Raw genomic sequence first — 16253 nt, forward strand, 5'->3', positions numbered from 1 at the left:
GTCAGTCTCCCTTGCGAAACAGCGCGAACAGGTCCATGCCCTTCACGCGCTCGATCAGCGTCAGCGTGACCGCGATCACGAGCGCGGCCGCGAAGAACGCGGCGACGCCCGTCGAGCGGATCGGCACGGCATGGATGATTTCGGGCGCGGCAAGGTAGCCCATCACGAGCGAGATGAGCATGTACGCGGCGCGCTTCGCGAGGCCGAGGTCTTTCGACGTGACGACGACGAGCGCCGCGCCCGCGAACGCGCCAATCAGCGCGTCGCCGTCGACGCCCGGCGCGATGCCGGCGAGGCCGACCGCGGCGAACAGCGCCGCAGCCGAGGTGGTGTTCGGTTCAGCCATTCATTCGGCTCCGGTCAGTCAAACAGTTGCAATAGCGGCGTGGTCGTCTCGATCGCGCGGCGCTCGGGCATCTCCACGACGGTTCCCATCGGCAGCACCACGCCGAGCTCGGCGAGGCCGGGATTCGCTTCGAGCACGGCTTCGACCGTGCCCGCCGTGCTGCCGTAGTGCCGCCAGCACAGCGCGTCGAGCGTCTCGCCTTGCAGCGCCGCAATCTTCATTCGCCGAGCGCCTGCCCGTCGCGATCGAACAGGCCGAGCACGCGCGGCTTGATTCGGGCTCGCCGGCGCGCGAGCACGGCGGCTCGTATGGCCGCCTCCGCGCCGGTGCGATCCGAGCAATAGGCAATCTCAAGCCAGAACAGGCCAGCGACGCGCTGCTGCACCTGGCACGCGCCGGCGCAGAACAGCTTCCCGCCGCGCACGCGGGACTGCGCGAACTGACGAATGCGGTACAGGGGACGGGCCATCAGATCAGCTCCACCGTCGAGCGCGCGATGCCGAGAATGTCGCTGATCGCCCATCGCGCAGCGCGGCGTGCGTCGTCGACCGTCGCAGCCAGATCGGCCGCGACCTGGCCGCCGCTCTTCGTCGTGTCGTAGCCGCGGTACTTCTCGGTCACGTCCGCGAGCGTCAGGTGGTACACCGCGCGCCGGTAGCGGGCCACGTGTGCCGATTCGCCATCGATGCGCGGCGCCGGCACGTCGGCGAGCGTCGCCGCGCCCGCCGCACGCTGCCGTGCGCACCACGCGGCGAGCTCGTCGTTCACGGTCAGCATCGCGTCACGCGCGGCGTGCCGCAGCCGCTCGGCCGTCACGGTGCCGTCCAGGCGCATCGTGTCGCGCAGCGCGGACAGATCGATGTCCGGGAAGAAGCCGTCGTTCGTCAACGTGCCTTCGATCGGCGTCGCCGCGACGGCGGGCGCGGCGGTGGCAACAAAGCTGTTCATGGTCGGTTCGCAATGAGGTGGCGGTGGACCGGCGCACCAGGCCCGTAACCGTCAGGCGTAGGGCCTGGGCGCCGGTGCCGCCATGCCGAGGTGGGCTCTTTACGTGCCGTCGGCGCCGTCGCCCCGACGGCCCGCGGCTTCGACCTGCTTCGTCAGCCGGTCGATGTCCTTTTTCACGCCGACGCGATCGTTCAGCGCGACCGCGCGGCGCAGATAGTCGAGCGCGCGCGCCGGCGCGGCGGCCTGCGTCGCGTAGCCGAGCGCCTTGTACAGCTTCGCGCGCACCTGGTCGTGCATGTCCGCGTCGCGCGTCAGATCGTCGACGAGCTCGAGGCTCGCCGAGTCGAACGTCTCGCCGTCGAGGAACGACGACAACGCGGCGTCGGCGAACTGCTCGGCGACGAGCGACGCGAGCGAGCGCTCGAACTGGTCGGGCAGCGTCAGGCCGTGCGCGAGCGCGTAGGCCACGATCGCGAGCGCGCCGTCGAAGTCGCCGGCGTCGATGCGCCAGACCATCACCGTCACGAGCACGTCGTCCTGCGCGCCGCGGCCGCCGCTCAACACGCCCGCCACGTAGTCGGCGTAGTCCGGCAGCAGCTTGCGTTTCAGCTCGATCTTCCGCTCGATCGACTGAATGCCCTTGAGCGCGCGGCGGTCGGCCGCGAGCTTCGCGAGCATCAGCTCATAGGCGGTCGCGCCCTTCATCGTCTCGCTGGGCGACACGGCGGCCGCCGCGCGCGCGGCCGAGACGCGATTGAAGTGTGCGCGAGCGGGCGTGTTGATCGTCATGCCGCCACCAGCTCGATGTTCTCCGCGACGCAGCCGCAACCGAAGTCTTCGACCACGTAGGCGTCGTTCGACGATTCGTAGTTCTCGATGCGGTCTCGCTTCGGGTTGTCGATCAGTGCACGCCGGCGCGCGCCTTCCTGGAAGTAGATCGACAGGTTATCGAGCTTCGTCACCATCAGCGCGCGTCTCGGGAAGTGCGGCACGCGCACGGCCGGCAGATTGCCGATGCGCTTCTGGCTCACGATCAGATCGGCCGCGAGCTGCTCGGTCGGCGCCTGCGTCGCGTTGACGATCGGGAAATACTTGTCGTGCAGCAGCTCGCGGCCGCAGATCACGACGAGCCCCGTGTCTTCCTGGAACCACGGGTCGATCATCGACGAGACGATGTCCATCACGAGCGCGTCGAGGTTCTCGTAGTCCCCCGCCTTGCCGACGAGCACCTTGCCGGCCTGTTTTCCCTCGTGCAGTACACGCTGCGCCGCGCGCTCGCGGTACTGTTGCAGCCAGCCGATGTTCACGTCCTGCAACAGCGGGTTCGCCTGGCGGTCAGTCGTCGCGGCCGCCTTCACGCCGTGCCAGCCGATCATGATGCGATCGACCGCCCCCTGGTTGAGGATCACGTCGCGGATGCGCTGCTGGAAGTCGGGGAACTTCGCCCATGCGTCGAGCTTGCGATACGGAATCGCCGTGTCGTAGTCGGTCTTCTCGCAGCGGTAGCGGTTGCTGTCGAGGCTTGTCGGGTCGACCGGCTGGCGGTCCGCCTTCGTCGTGTCGGTGCGGCTCGCGATCGGGCCGGACACGGACAGGCCGAGCTTTTCGCCTTCGAGCTCGGTCACGGGCAGCACGTTGATGCGCTTGAGAAACTCGCTCGATTCCTGCATCTTCGTTTCGAGCCGCTGTTGCACGGTCGGCTCGACCGCGAACTTCGCCGACACGTCGGCCGTGTCGTTCAGCTTGGCGATTTGCGCGGCGAACTTTTCATACGCCTGGCGCGTTTCCTTCCTCATCGGGAAATTCTCCTGTGTGGTGTGCGGGATGGGTCAGCAGTCGGTCAGCAGTCGGTCACGAGCTCGCCCGTCGAGCCGGTCGACGGCGGGCGCTGCGGCGCGCCGTTGCCGGTGTTCGACAGCTTCTCGGTGAGCGCTTCGACGGCGGCGAACGCTTCGTCAGCGCGCTTCTTCGCGTCGGCGGCCGCGCTCGTGGCGCTCGTGACAGCCGCGCTCAGCGTCGCGACTTCGCGGCCCGTGTGGTGCGCATGGGTGGCGACCCGTTCGACCGCTTCGCGCACGTCGGCGAAGCGCTCGTCGTCGTTCTCGCGATTGCGGGCGAACAGGCCCTTCACCCATTCCTTGAGGCCGGCCGTTTCGGTCGCGCCTTCGAATTCGATCGCCGTCTCGCACGCCGGCGAATAGAGGTTGTTCGTGCGCTTCGCGGCGAATTGCAGCGCTTCGGTGCCGAGGCTCGCGGGATCGTCGGTCGCTGCGAGCCCGACGAGATACGCCTCGCCGATGTCGGCGAAGTCGGGGTTGATTTCGATCGACGTGAAAATCTTCTGGCGCTTCTTCGACAGCGCGACGAGCTCGTCGGTCGGATCGATCTGCGCAAACAGCGCCATCTTCCCTTTCAGCGGGCCGTCCTCGATTTCGGCCGCCTTCAACGCGATCACGTCGCCGTATGCACCGAACGGGTTGTTCGCCGAGAGCGGCGCCCAGCCCTTCAGGTGTTCGAGGTTGACGCGCGCGCCGTACAGCTTCGGGTCATAGTGCTTCGCCATCTGCGTGAGCCATTCACGCTTGATCTCGCGACCGTCGACGGTCGCGCCTTCCACTGCGACGCGGAAGAATTTGGTTTTGCTTGCCATAGAGAGGGTCGAACGTGGTTGAGTGAGCGTGGTTCTCATGTTCGGCGTTCATGCGCTACGGCTCAACGAGCGGCGTTTGTGGGTCACGCGGGTACAGCGCGCTGCGCGTGCTCGCGCGTGCGCGGCGGCCTACGCTTGGCCGCATGCTCGAAACTACGGACCCTCATCAGCTCGAAAACGACGTGCGCAAGGTCGCGCGCACGCTCTATTGGCAAGGTTGGCGCATTGCGTCGATCGCCCGCCATCTCGATATCAAGCCCGCGACCGTCGCCTCGTGGTGCCGCCGCGAGAAGTGGAAGAACGCAACGCCCATCGAACGCATCGAGGCATCGCTCGAAGTGCGCATGATGGTGTTGATCGCGAAGGAGAAGAAGGACGGCGCGGACTACAAGGAAATCGACCTGCTCGGCCGCCAGGTCGAGCGGCTCGCGCGCGTGCGCAAGTACGACGAGACGGGGAAGGAATCGGACCTGAATCCGAAGATTGCGTCGCGCAACGCCGGCCCGAAGCGCCGCGCGCCGCGCAACGAAATCAGCGAGGAACAGCACAGGCGCATCATCGAAGCGTTCCGCGATTCACTGTTCGACTATCAGAAGGTCTGGTATCGGAACGGCGATCAGCGCACGCGCAACATCCTGAAATCGCGGCAGATCGGCGCAACGTGGTACTTCGCGCGGGAGGCGCTGGTCGACGCGCTCGAAACCGACCGCAACCAGATCTTCCTGTCGGCGAGCAAGGCTCAGGCGCACGTCTTCAAGCAGTACATCACGCAGTTCGCGCGCGAGGCGGCCGATATCGAGTTCACGGGCGATCCGATCATCCTGCCGAGCGGAGCGACGCTGTACTTCCTGGGGACGAACGCGCGTACCGCGCAGTCGTACCACGGCAATTTCTATTTCGACGAATACTTCTGGGTTCCGAAGTTCCGCGAGCTGAACAAGGTTGCGTCCGGCATGGCGATGCACAAGCGCTGGCGCAAGACGTACTTCAGCACGCCGTCGAGCATCACGCACGAGGCGTACGCATTTTGGAGCGGCTCGCATGCGAACCGCGGCCGCGCCGCGGGCGAGCGCATCCAGATCGACACGAGCCACGAAGCGCTCGTGCGCGGCATGTTGTGCGAGGACGCGCAGTGGCGGCAGATCGTGACCGTGCTCGACGCGATGGCGGGCGGCTGCGACCTGTTCGACATCGACGAGCTGCGCCGCGAATACAGCGCCGAGGAATTCGCGAACCTGCTGATGTGCCACTTCATCGACGATTCGCTGTCGGTGTTCAAGCTGTCGGACCTGCAACGCTGTATGGTCGACTCGTGGGAGGAATGGGCGGACGACTTCTCGCCGCTGCTGCTGCGGCCGTTCGGTCATCGCGAGGTGTGGGTCGGCTACGATCCGGCGCTCACGGGCGACTCGGCGGGGCTCGTCGTCGTGGCGCCGCCGCGCGTCGACGGCGGCGCCTTCCGCGTGCTCGAACGCCACCAGTTCCGCGGCAACGATTTCGAGGAACAGGCCGCGGCGATCGAGGCGATCACGCGGCGCTACAACGTCGGCTATATCGCGATCGACACCACGGGCATGGGGCAAGGCGTCTACCAGCTCGTGTGCAAGTTCTTTCCGGCCGCCGTCGCGCTGAACTACTCGCCCGAGGTGAAAACCCGCCTCGTGCTCAAGGGCCAATCCGTCGTCCGTAACGGCCGCCTGCAATTCGACGCGGGCTGGACCGATCTGGCGGCGGCGTTCATGGCGATCAAACAGACGATGACGGCGAGCGGCCGTCAGGCGACCTACACCGCCGGCCGCACCGACGAGACGGGCCACGCCGACCTGGCGTGGGCCTGCCTGCACGCGATCGACCGCGAGCCGCTCGCCGGCGGCGGCATTCATTCATCTTCATTCACGGAGTTTTACGCATGAGCAAGCGCCGATCGCGCGCGCCGCGCACGTTCGCGGCCGCGCCAAATCCGAGCGCCGGCAGCGCCGCGCCGGCGCGCGCCGAGGTCTTCACGTTCGACGATCCGACGCCCGTCATGAACCGGGCCGAGATTCTCGATTACGTCGAGTGCTGGTCGAACGGCGAATGGTTCGAGCCGCCGGTCAGCTTCGCCGGCCTGGCGAAATCGTTTCGCGCGAGCACGCACCATAGCTCGGCGCTGTTCTTCAAGGCGAACGTGCTCGCGTCAACGTTTCGCCCGCACCGCTGGCTGTCGCGGCACGCGTTCGAGCGATGGGCGCTCGATTTCCTGACGTTCGGCAACGGCTACCTGGAGCGCAGACAAAACCGGCTCGGTGGCACGTTGCGCCTCGAGCCCGCGCTGGCGAAGTACACGCGGCGCAAGGCGGATTTCAGCGGCTTCGTGTACGTGAACGGTTGGCAGGACCGGCACGAGTTCGCGCCCGACAGCGTGTTCCAGCTCGTGCGGCCGGATATCAATCAGGAGGTCTACGGCCTGCCCGAGTATCTGAGCTCGCTGCACTCGGCCTGGCTGAACGAATCGTCGACGCTGTTCCGGCGCAAGTATTACGAGAACGGCAGCCACGCCGGCTTCATCCTGTACATGACCGACGCCGCGCAGAAGCAGGACGATGTGGACAACATGCGTGACGCGTTGAAGAACGCGAAGGGGCCGGGCAACTTCCGCAACGTGTTCATGTACGCGCCGGGCGGGAAGAAGGACGGCATCCAGCTCATCCCCGTGTCCGAGGTCGCCGCGAAAGACGAGTTCTTCAACATCAAGAACGTGACGCGCGACGATCTGCTCGCCGCGCATCGCGTGCCGCCGCAACTGCTCGGTATCGTGCCGAGCAATTCGGGCGGGTTCGGCACGCCGGACACCGCCGCGCGCGTGTTCGGGCGCAACGAAATCAGGCCGCTACAAGCCCGCTTCGCCGAGCTGAACGACTGGCTGGGCGACGAGGTTGTGACGTTCGACGATTACGAGATTCCGCCGGCGCCGGTCGCGGCGTAGCGCGCAGGCCCGTGCAACGCCGCGCATCCGGCCGTCGATGGCGTTACGCGTGCGCAGCCGTGCGAACGCGCGAGCGTGCACGCGTTGTTGCCGGCGCGGGCACCGGCGCAGGTTCGGCCGGCGCAACGGTCAGGTGCAGCCCCAACGCGCCCACAACTTTCATGATCGTCGCGAATTCCGCGTTCCCACCTTCCGACAGCGCGCGGTAGAGCGCTTCACGCTTCACGCCGGACTCGCGCGCGAGCGCCGTCATGCCGCGCGCCTTCGCAACGTTCCCAAGCGCGGCTTGAATCAGGCGCGGATTTCCATCCTCGAACGCTTGCGCCAGGTAGTGACGAATTGTTTCTTCGTCCTTCAGGTACTTCGAGCCGTCGAACTCGGCCAGTTCACTGATTTTCATACTCAATCCTCCAGTTCGCCGGCGATTTGCTTCGCTAGCTTGATGTCCTTCTTCTGCGTCGACTTGTCCCCGCCGCACAACACCACGACGATAATTTTTCCGCGTCGCACGAAGTAGGCCCGATATCCCGGCCCCACATCAATCTTCATTTCGTTGACGCCGTCGCCGACTGCGCGCCATTGGCCGAGATTGCCAAGCTTTGCCCGCTCGATGCGCAGGTTGATCGCCGCGCTACCGACCGGGTCGCGAAGCCCGTCGAGCCATTTGTCAAACTGGGGGGTCGTCAGAACTTTGAACATGCGAGAATTGTAACCCATAAGGGACAATTCAGCTACGGCTGTGAAGGAGTGGCTCAAGTCGCACAAGCCGGTGTAACGAAGCGCATTCGCCGCGCGAAGGGCCGCGCACCGGGCAACCGGGCGCGGCCCTTTTTGCGTCTGGCGAGCGCGAGCTGCGGAGTCGCTCGGCGCGACGGCGCATAGGGCATCCCGTCGCTGTCCCATTCGTGTCCCGACTAGCGTCCCGTTGTCCCGACTAGCGTCCCGTTGTCCCGACTAGCGTCCCATTGTCCCGATCGCTGTTGCCGGGAGGCTGCGAAAACGGTAGGGGCGATTTCGACGGCGCGATTAGATGGCCTACAGCGGCTTGGCGCTGGCGGGGTGGCCGCGTTCCGGCCGCGCGCCATGAGCGGCTCCACGAGGCCGTGACGCGGTCGCACGGGGGCATTTGAGGGTCCGGCCCGCCCACGCGCCGGCGATCGCCGCGGCGGCCTTTGCGCGGTCCCCCTCCTCGCCCGCGGTCTTTCTTGATGGGGCACTTTTCATGCACCAGCCGCCCACCGCGCGAGCGCCTACTGGCGCGGGCTTCCGGCGATTTCGCATCGTGGCAAATTCGTGCGTTTTCATGCACTTTCATGCGGAATTTGGCACCACTACTGCGCCTTGCGCAACGATGCCAAATGCGTCAGGGGGACGGCGGTAGCTTCGGCGTCTTGTGCAGCGCTTCCCAATAGCCGTAGATGCGATCGGGATCGATATCGAATCGGTGCAGCCAAGCCTCTGTCGAGACTTCGGTGTTTAAAAGCGGCGCGGTGCTACTCGGCGTGCCGCTCTGAAGCGTGCCAACGGCATCGGCAATGAGTGGACGCAGCGCCTGATTCACGAGTACATATGCTGGCGGCGGTTCGGGCGCTTGCCCCTTCTCCCCTGCGATTCCCGTTTGCGGTGCCACTCCTGCTTGAATGAGCAAGCCGTCGTTACCGTAGGACCGCAGCCCGAACCAATCGGGAGGGAGAGCCAGACTCTGCCGGCCGCCGAGCTCGCGTACCATATCGGCATTGATTGCCGTGAGCCAGTCGACCGTTTTGATACGGTTCGTGAGTCGGCGCACGCCTCTTCGAACTGGGTCGCCTACATCGAGCCCCGGACCATAGCGACGGGCCAGAAAATACTCCGACGCCTCGTTTGGATCGCGCCGCAGCAGTGACAGATTCACCGCATACCCGGCGTGCCCGTGTACGGCGTCCAGATCGTCGGCCGCTTGTGCGAAAAGTGGCTGAAAAACATTCGGGCACAACGTCAGGAACGCCGGCGGGACTGAGAACGACAGCACATCGAGCCCGCGATTCAGCGCTGCTTGCCAGTCTTCGAGACAGAACGTCACAAACTCCATCGCCCCCGCGCCTTCTTTCTCTTCCGCATCTGACAACCCGACGACGAGTAGATCATCAGACGGAATGTCCTTCGCGAGCGAGGAAAACGACGGAGCTTTTTCAATCGCCGTCGGTTGCTTCCCCTCCTGATACAGCCAGCGGAGTGGCGTGCCCTTCGATGGTTCGCGTCCTTGCGATTGCTCAAGTGCGCGCTGATATGTGCGAAGCGCAGCGTCGTAGCGTTCGAAGCAGCGAGTTAGCGCCTCGCGCCTCTGCGGCGTGTGCCCGTCTCGGAAGTACAGTACGCCGCGGACGGCCAAAATCGCGCCCACGATCTTGCGTTGATGGTTTGGTTCAAACAGCCCATAAGGGAGTGATCCGGCCCGGCCCGGATCATTCGCCCATGCGGCCAGTTCATCTTGCGTCATTGCCATAGTTCGAATCAGGGAAGCGGTAACGGTACGGGGGGATCGGCGGCATCAGCGGCATGATACCGCCCGACGACGGCAGCTTGTCGCCGAACATGTCTTCCAGACTGGGTTGCTTTTGAGCGGAGGTCGATGGCTGCGATTGACGATCCGCATCGCCGCACCGGCAATCTTCCGGCCCAATCGCCGCAAGCTTTCGGTCATCGCCGGCGATATCCAGATACGCCTCGCGCTGGCCCTTCGAAAAGTCGTCGGGCGGAAACTTCATCTCGACGACCTGCTTAATGTTGGACTGGATCGGCGGCTGGCTTGGATCGTTCACGATCACGACATCAGGCCGGCGGAAGTACGTCTTCTTCGCTTGCTTGTATGAGTCCATGCCGCCCGGAAAATACTTCTGAATCCATGCGGGCAACCAGCTATGCGGCGTGAGCGAGTCGGCACTACTCATCACGGGCGCGGGGGGAGATTGCCGCATGTCGTAAGTGACTTCCGGAAGGTACTGCGTCGGCGCGCCGGTCAGCCCTTTGGCGACCAAGTTTTTCGCCTTCAGCCGTTGCGATACGCATGCCTGGCGCAAAATCTTGCCGTCCGTCGTCGCGACGCCGACACGGCTGCAACGGCAAATCGCATCACATAACACAGCATGATCCTGCGGCGACAATTGCCCGCGGCTCAACCCAACTCGCGTGGTTTGGCCTTCGCCCGTCGACATGCCGCCGACGGCGTTGCTTGTTCCGTAGTCGCTCATGCGGGGCTCGCGCCCGAGTTGGTGAACGTCAGCGACGAAACTTCGTCACTGTCGAGCCAGCTTGTGAATCCGTTCGCGTCGGTTTGGCCGTGGACGGTCCGACCGTCCGCGGACGTGATCGTATATGCGTGATTCGCGAGTGGCTCGCGTGTATGGTCATCGAGCAACTGGAAGCGGCCGCGATACGGTTCATTCGGCGCCGAGCGCGCCTGCGCGATGACACTCTTTCCGCCGCCAATCGGTGAACCCTGGCCCGCGGTGGGCGCAACCGTTGCGGTGCCTTGCGAAGCGATCAGCGTCGCACCGCATGCCGTCTTGTCGCCATCGGTCGCGACCGGCCGGTCGCCGAACGTCATGTTGAGTCCGCTTTTCACGCTCACGATCGGAAAGATTCCGCCGCAGCGCGGGCACGTCACCATATCCCCGAGCAGCGCGATTGCCTTGCCGTAAGCGGTATTGGCCGTGTTACAGCCGACGACGCGGCCGCCGTGCGTCGTCGTGTCGCCTTCGCAGATGAATGCAAATCCCATGTTGACAACCCCCGGAGTATTTCGCAGGGAATGTAGCATGTACTCCAGAGCACCAATCCTGTCAGTTTTGTCAGGGCTGCTGCGCTCATGATGCGAGCGTCGTCAATCGCGCATCGTCCCGTCAACGAAGCGCGACGCGCCCAAGGCGAGCACGGCGTTTCGCGATATACCCATTGCATGCGCCGCACGGTCGACGCGCTCGAGCAGTTCGGCATCGATATCCATGCTGATTTTTTTCTTTCTCGGCCGGCGCGGTGTCGTCGGGCTCTGCGGCTCGACTGTTACAACAGGCGGTGCCGCCGGCCGCGCGTCAGGTGCACCCGAAATGAATGCGGCAATCGCCGCCTCGCCTTGAGAAAGCGTCGGTCTTTTCGTAATCGACATGTCAACCCCTATCTATTAACTATCCTCTCGATACCATGTCGATATCCTTTCGATATCGACATGATGTCTTTTCACTAGCTCGCGAGCGCCCCGCTTGCTCGCAGCACGGCATCCTGCACACGCTCGATTTCTGCACACGCTACGGTGTCGCGGCGCGGCATTTCTTCGACGTGCAACCCGGCCGCGCTCGCGTTCGAGAACGCTTTGCGACGATGCAGACGGCACGGCAGCAATTCGATGCCCGCGTAGCCTGCGATGATCGACTCGGCATCGCGATTGTCCGCCCCTTGCACATCCGCGGCGTTCAGAAAAGCGAATGCGCGCAGCTCGCGCACTGCGCGAGCCTCATCGAGCAATTTCGCCATGTCATCGAGCGCCCACACGTCGAAGGATCGCGGGAGAACCGGAATCAACACCGCGTCGGCGACGGTCAGGGCCGCCCGGAACGCGCCGGAGTCGCGCCCGCCAACGTCGATCACGACCTGATCGAACTGCACGCACTGCTGCAGCACTTGGGCCCGCAACGACGGGCCATCCGCATAGGCCGACGCCGCGATCAACGGCCGGCCCGTGTGCGCACGAGCCGTGATCGCCGACAGGCTCGTTCGCTGGCTGTCACCGTCGACGAGCCAGACGCGCGCGCCGTCGAGCGCCAGACCAATCGCGAGCTGTACCGCAGTCGTCGACTTTCCGACGCCGCCCTTCGGGTTCCCCACTGCCAGAATCATCAATCACCCCTATCTCTGTTCGATATCGAATCGATATCGACTCGATGCCGTTTCGACACCATGTCGATACCGCTCCACTTCGCAGCAGCTCAGACAGCGAGCCGCATCTGTTCGCCGACGCGCTCGCGCCGCTGCACGGGCGCCGTCGGCGTCATTTCGAGCCGTGCGCGGTACGTATGGCCGCACACTACGTCGTCGCACTGGTAATCGATCTCCCACGCCCGCGCGGACTTCTGTTCCAGCACGCGGGCGATGCCGCGCGCGCCGCAGTGAGGGCAAGCAATCGTGAATCTCACTTCGCCGCCTCCATCAGCCGGAGCGTCGTACGCGAATCGACGAAGCCGCGCAGTCGATCGGATGGCCGCACTTCGAGCGCGACGTCGGGCCGCGGCCGCGCCGGCGGCGACAGCGAGAACAGGATTTCGAGACCGGCCGGCGTTCGAAAGCCGCAGTCGTCGCACACGAAGTAGAGGCGGCGCAGCGTCGCCGACATCCCCTCCGTGTGGCGTGCCTCGATTTCGCCCCCGCAGCACGGGCATTCGATCGTCATATGCGTCATAGGGTTTTCCTCGCTCTACAGGTTCCGATGACCCCGTTTCGCGCCGTTCCCTGCCCCGCCGGCACCGATCCGTACAGCTTCCGCGGCTATCTCGGCCACCCCTGGCCGATCGTCCCGCGTACAGTTATTGACACGAGTCCGAGTCCAAGGGCGGGCGGCTCCGCCACCACGCCGAACGACCCGCCACTCGTGCCGCGTTGACGGGACGAAGATCTTCGTTTCGCGCGCGTACGAGCAAAGCCCATCGACGACGTGCGCAACGCCGAGCGCTTCGACGCCGTGCGGCACTCGCACCGGGCCGATGCCGTATCGCCCTTCGCGCTGCTCAATCGTGTGTCGGACATAGACCATGCGCGCCTCGCCCGCGATGCCGCCCATTGCACGCGAGTACGCCGCCCAATCCGCCGGCCGCTCGTCTGTCTTTTGCGCGGCCGCCCATGCAGCGCGGATTTGCGGAGACTCTGCCTCGCTCGGTAGGTCCTCTTCCTTCACGCGGCGCAGTTCGCGCCACACGCCGACCGGGGCCCCGCCAAACTGCTGAAACTGGCGAATGCCCCACAACGCCGCCCACGCCTCAACGCGCTGCGATGGCGTGATTTCGTCGCCGTCCCACATATCCGCCTGAATGACGTAGCCATCGTTCGTCTTGTGCTCGCCGACCGCGTAGCCGTCGATGTTCTTCGAGATGTACTTCGCGACGTAGCCGACAGCCGACCCTTTCGCCTTGTCGATCACTTCAAACCGAACGCGGTGGAGCTGCGCGCCCGGCTCGTCGCCGGAATCCCGCAGCCCGTGTTTGCGCATCACCGCGCAAAACCGCTCCACCTTGTCGCTGAACACGAGCCCATGCCAACGCGGGCAGCCGTCGTGGTGGGGCTCCGCAACGCGCATGCCGAAAAACACGATGCCTTCGCGCTTCAGCTCTGCGCGGATGCGCTGCCACACCTTGCGCAGATAGGCTTGCGCTTCCCGCGGCGACGCATCGGCGTACACCGGGTTCGGTTCGACTACGCCCCCTGTCGTTCGGACGCAATGAAATCGGCTCGGGCAAGTCAGCGTGAACATGACACCGCGCAGCTTCGCGTCGTCGGCGAGTTCTTCCAGGCCGCGCAGACGCGTGAACAGCTCGCCGCGCTTCAGTGCCTTGTTCGAAATGCCCTTGGCCGCCAGTTCGGCAAGCGTGAATTGCTGACCATTCTCGTTCTCGACCGTCACGGATTTGAGCGTCCGGTCGTTGCGGCGATTCTGCGCGACACGGCGCCGCACCGCGTCGTCGCTGGCGTATGGCTCGGCTTTGCGATGAACGTAATGCAACCGGATATTGCTATGTTCCAGCGCGCGGATGTGCTTCTTGCGCAATTGTCGCCGCCACCACAACTCGCAGCGCACGCGTGCGACGCGTTCGGCCGGATGCTCGAAATCGGGTAGGTCGACGCCATACATCGCGCACGCATTCTCCGCGACAATGTGCGCGTCGAGTATCGACAGCCCGTGCGACCGCAGCGAGACATCGTTTGCGATTCGACGGGCTTTCAGACAGATTTCGAAATCGTTGGCGTCCGGCCGGACAGGGAAACTGTCGGGGGCGTGCTCGTCGAGAAACTCGCGAATTGCACGCGCAGCTTCCGACACGTCGAACATACGATCCGCGACCTGCTGGTCGGGCCGTGCAAACTTCACGGCGCTCGCATGGCCGGCCGCTTCCGCGTGGCTCAGCGCGCGCCGATACCAACGCGCCGGCAGGCGCTTCGCGGCGGCCTTCGCTTCGGGGATTCCGGGCAGGAAATCCGCTACGTCGTACGCGTAGATCCACATTATCGAGCCCTCGCCGCTGCCGTCGCGAGCTGTTCGACGAGCTCGATTCGCTCACCGATCCAACGCATCACGGACACCGCCATGCTGTTGCCGAGCGCCTTGTAGCGCGGGCCGTCTTCCACGTGCGCTGTCCACGAACCGTCCAGATTGGGCGCAAAGAGGTCCGGATATTTTCGGCACCGTTTGACGCTCGGCCGCGCCCGCATTACACGCGTGCCTCTGCCGGTGCGCTGCCGGCCGCGATCAATGCGTTGATCCTCGCCGTATGGATAAGCCTGTCGCTGCGGTCGGAACTCCCGATGTATCCGATCGCGAGCCTGAGCGTGTCACGCAACTCCTCGCTCATCGGCTCGCGCGCCTCTGCCGGTGCGTCGGCCTGCGCCTTGAGGCGTTCGACTTCCGCGACTGGATCGCCAGCATCCTCCATGCCGAGGATTGCCAAGATCGCGCAGTAGCCGTGCCATACGTGGTCGCTGACGCTTACGACTCGGCCGGTAGGTGCGTCGGCCTGCGTCCACCGTGCGCCAAAGGTCGGCATACCTTCCTGCGCATCCTGCGCGCAGGCACACGGACTTGCTCCGCTGTCGGCCTCGATCACCCCTTCGTCATCGCAATGCGGGCATTCCGCCGCATGGGCCGGAGCCACCGAGGCGGCGAAGGCATCGTGCAAGAGATCAGCCGTCGCATGTTCCCAGTTCTCGGCCAACACGCGCTCGGCGTCGGCGAGGGCCTTGCGCTGCTCTGTTGTCATCGGCTCTGCGGCACCGCTTGCGCGCGGAAGAGGCGCGTCGGCCTGCGCGCGATACAGATCGACTTCGAGCCGGAGCACTTGAGCGGCCCGCATGACACGCTCGATAGCGTTGAGGCTGTCGTCGGCGTCAACGGGATCATCTCCGATGATCGTCGCGTAGACGGTGGCCAGCGTTTCGGCCATGCGCTTTGCGACGTATGCTTCTTCTTCCAGTGCGTCGGCCTGCGCGGGTTGCGGGGCGGCGTAGAGCGAGTGGGTGCCCTTCGGCAGCGTGTCAGCACCGTGTGGCGTTGTCTGGAAGATGAACGGGCCGTGCTCCATGCCGCCAACTTCAACCGTTGCTACCGCCTCCGCAGCGGGCGATGCTGCCGCGCGGGCTTGCCAGACTCGCCACCACTCGCGCGTGAGTTGGCTTACGTATTCGCCTCGCGAATCTCGCTCGATTGATTGATCCGTAGAAAGGATCACATACCGTTCGAACGCCGCCCGCTCGTCGGCTGTCCCTTCCGCGCTCACCATTTTTCCCGCTTGGGAAATATGGTCGGCCGGCGCTACTGCCGCCATAGCAGGCTGCGTGGAAGCTCTAGGCGGCGGTGGCAATGGCATCCAGTGGGACGGCGTCCATGACGCGCCAAACACGGTCCACGTCCCTTCATCGGACAGGCCGCCTACCTTCATTCGCCAGTCGTCTGCGTGATCGAACTGGACGGCCACCAGCACGCCTTCGCCTCGGGCCGGAAGCTTGCGAGACACCGGAATCCAGTTCGCCCCTTCCGCACCTGTCTTATTGGCAGAGGTGGCGCGGGCGGCTTGTGATTCGACCTTCACCCACTCCGAACAACCCTCACGCACTCGCGGCAGATCGCCGCCGCACACGCAACCGCCAGCGCGTTCGCAATAACCGATCGGCGCTGCTGCGAGCTGTGAAGATGGGGTGCCCGAACACGCTTCGTCGAGACGACCGGTGTAATACCAACGGAATGCGTCCGCTGAATCGGGATGGCAATACTCTCCTCCAAATTCCTCGCGGGATAGGTCAAAACCCGCCGCGCTTGTTTGTCGCTCGAAATCTCCGCGCCAATCTGCATGCTGTTCAGCCTGCGTCGTGAGCGGTGCGGGCTCCTTGACAGGGGATTCGGCAAGCGCGGGCATGATGGCGCGGTCGATTAGGTCGTCGATGTTTCGTGAGTCGAAGTAGTCGAAGGTGCGAAGAATACGACCGTCTTGGGCGCAAATGCCTGCGTCGGAATGAAGGGTGACGAAGTATTCGGTCAACGCTTCGCCGAGTGTTTGCCGCTGGTCAGCCGTCATCGCATCAGCGCGGCTCTGTTGTTGGTCGTTCATGGT

21 protein-coding genes are annotated in these 16253 nt (G+C 64.8%); 2 read left to right on the forward strand and 19 right to left on the reverse strand.

The window, feature by feature from the left end; all coding sequences use genetic code 11:
• Position 1: 1 nt before the first annotated feature.
• The 7 genes from AQ610_RS25325 to AQ610_RS25355 form a co-directional block, all read right to left on the reverse strand.
• A complete protein-coding gene (locus tag AQ610_RS25325) occupies positions 2-346 on the reverse strand; it encodes a putative holin (protein WP_004553021.1) in 345 nt (114 codons plus the stop codon).
• A 14-nt stretch (positions 347-360) separates the two neighbouring features.
• Positions 361-567, reverse strand: coding sequence for a tail protein X (locus tag AQ610_RS25330; protein ID WP_004524438.1), 207 nt, complete (start codon positions 565-567; stop codon positions 361-363).
• Positions 564-815, reverse strand: coding sequence for a hypothetical protein (locus AQ610_RS25335; RefSeq protein WP_009914992.1), 252 nt, complete (start codon positions 813-815; stop codon positions 564-566). The genes AQ610_RS25330 and AQ610_RS25335 overlap by 4 nt, the downstream gene beginning before the upstream one ends.
• A complete protein-coding gene (locus AQ610_RS25340) occupies positions 815-1294 on the reverse strand; it encodes a head completion/stabilization protein (RefSeq protein ID WP_006027256.1) in 480 nt (159 codons plus the stop codon). The genes AQ610_RS25335 and AQ610_RS25340 overlap by 1 nt, the downstream gene beginning before the upstream one ends.
• Before the next feature lie 99 nt (positions 1295-1393).
• The gene (locus AQ610_RS25345) at positions 1394-2083 is read right to left on the reverse strand and encodes a phage terminase small subunit (protein ID WP_006027257.1); all 690 of its coding nucleotides are present in this window, start codon (positions 2081-2083) and stop codon (positions 1394-1396) included.
• Positions 2080-3090 (reverse strand): phage major capsid protein, P2 family, encoded by a 1011-nt coding sequence (locus tag AQ610_RS25350; protein ID WP_006027258.1) that lies wholly within the window; start codon positions 3088-3090, stop codon positions 2080-2082. Before AQ610_RS25350 ends, AQ610_RS25345 begins: the two co-directional genes overlap by 4 nt.
• A gap of 44 nt (positions 3091-3134) precedes the next feature.
• Positions 3135-3944, reverse strand: coding sequence for a GPO family capsid scaffolding protein (locus AQ610_RS25355; RefSeq protein WP_006027259.1), 810 nt, complete (start codon positions 3942-3944; stop codon positions 3135-3137).
• Between the two features lie 143 nt (positions 3945-4087).
• Between AQ610_RS25355 and AQ610_RS25360 the strand changes: the two genes are divergently transcribed.
• On the forward strand, positions 4088-5857 hold the full coding sequence (locus tag AQ610_RS25360) for a terminase ATPase subunit family protein (protein WP_006027260.1): 1770 nt from the start codon (positions 4088-4090) through the stop codon (positions 5855-5857).
• Positions 5854-6909, forward strand: coding sequence for a phage portal protein (locus AQ610_RS25365; protein ID WP_006027261.1), 1056 nt, complete (start codon positions 5854-5856; stop codon positions 6907-6909). The genes AQ610_RS25360 and AQ610_RS25365 overlap by 4 nt, the downstream gene beginning before the upstream one ends.
• Positions 6910-6952: 43 nt before the next feature.
• Here AQ610_RS25365 and AQ610_RS25370 read toward each other — a convergent pair whose 3' ends face one another.
• From AQ610_RS25370 to AQ610_RS25425, 12 genes are all read right to left on the reverse strand, one after another.
• Positions 6953-7309, reverse strand: coding sequence for an addiction module antidote protein (locus tag AQ610_RS25370; protein ID WP_004202809.1), 357 nt, complete (start codon positions 7307-7309; stop codon positions 6953-6955).
• Positions 7310-7311: 2 nt separating this feature from the next.
• On the reverse strand, positions 7312-7608 hold the full coding sequence (locus AQ610_RS25375; RefSeq protein WP_006027262.1) for a type II toxin-antitoxin system RelE/ParE family toxin: 297 nt from the start codon (positions 7606-7608) through the stop codon (positions 7312-7314).
• 664 nt (positions 7609-8272) lie between these two features.
• Positions 8273-9388 (reverse strand): DUF3396 domain-containing protein, encoded by a 1116-nt coding sequence (locus AQ610_RS25380; RefSeq protein ID WP_041861678.1) that lies wholly within the window; start codon positions 9386-9388, stop codon positions 8273-8275.
• Entirely contained in the window at positions 9375-10139 is a 765-nt protein-coding gene (locus tag AQ610_RS25385; protein ID WP_006027264.1) for a VRR-NUC domain-containing protein, read from the reverse strand. The genes AQ610_RS25380 and AQ610_RS25385 overlap by 14 nt, the downstream gene beginning before the upstream one ends.
• A complete protein-coding gene (locus AQ610_RS25390; protein ID WP_006027265.1) occupies positions 10136-10669 on the reverse strand; it encodes a PAAR domain-containing protein in 534 nt (177 codons plus the stop codon). Before AQ610_RS25390 ends, AQ610_RS25385 begins: the two co-directional genes overlap by 4 nt.
• Before the next feature lie 102 nt (positions 10670-10771).
• Positions 10772-11053 (reverse strand): BrnA antitoxin family protein, encoded by a 282-nt coding sequence (locus AQ610_RS37640; RefSeq protein ID WP_226383203.1) that lies wholly within the window; start codon positions 11051-11053, stop codon positions 10772-10774.
• A 74-nt stretch (positions 11054-11127) separates the two neighbouring features.
• Positions 11128-11781, reverse strand: a complete 654-nt coding sequence (locus AQ610_RS25400) for an AAA family ATPase (RefSeq protein ID WP_009914986.1) — start codon at positions 11779-11781, stop codon at positions 11128-11130.
• Between the two features lie 89 nt (positions 11782-11870).
• Positions 11871-12077, reverse strand: coding sequence for an Ogr/Delta-like zinc finger protein (locus AQ610_RS25405; RefSeq protein WP_006027267.1), 207 nt, complete (start codon positions 12075-12077; stop codon positions 11871-11873).
• Entirely contained in the window at positions 12074-12340 is a 267-nt protein-coding gene (locus tag AQ610_RS25410) for an Ogr/Delta-like zinc finger protein (RefSeq protein WP_006027268.1), read from the reverse strand. The genes AQ610_RS25405 and AQ610_RS25410 overlap by 4 nt, the downstream gene beginning before the upstream one ends.
• Before the next feature lie 15 nt (positions 12341-12355).
• Complete coding sequence (locus AQ610_RS25415) at positions 12356-14155, reverse strand: replication endonuclease (protein WP_006027269.1); 1800 nt, start codon at positions 14153-14155, stop codon at positions 12356-12358.
• Positions 14155-14277: a hypothetical protein gene (locus AQ610_RS37645; RefSeq protein WP_006027270.1), complete on the reverse strand. Its 123-nt coding sequence runs from the start codon at positions 14275-14277 to the stop codon at positions 14155-14157. Before AQ610_RS37645 ends, AQ610_RS25415 begins: the two co-directional genes overlap by 1 nt.
• A gap of 83 nt (positions 14278-14360) precedes the next feature.
• Positions 14361-16250 (reverse strand): DUF551 domain-containing protein, encoded by a 1890-nt coding sequence (locus AQ610_RS25425; protein WP_231749068.1) that lies wholly within the window; start codon positions 16248-16250, stop codon positions 14361-14363.
• Positions 16251-16253: the final 3 nt, after the last annotated feature.

Origin of the sequence: Burkholderia humptydooensis (assembly GCF_001513745.1) — a bacterium.
Taxonomy (GTDB): Bacteria; Pseudomonadota; Gammaproteobacteria; order Burkholderiales; family Burkholderiaceae; genus Burkholderia; species Burkholderia humptydooensis.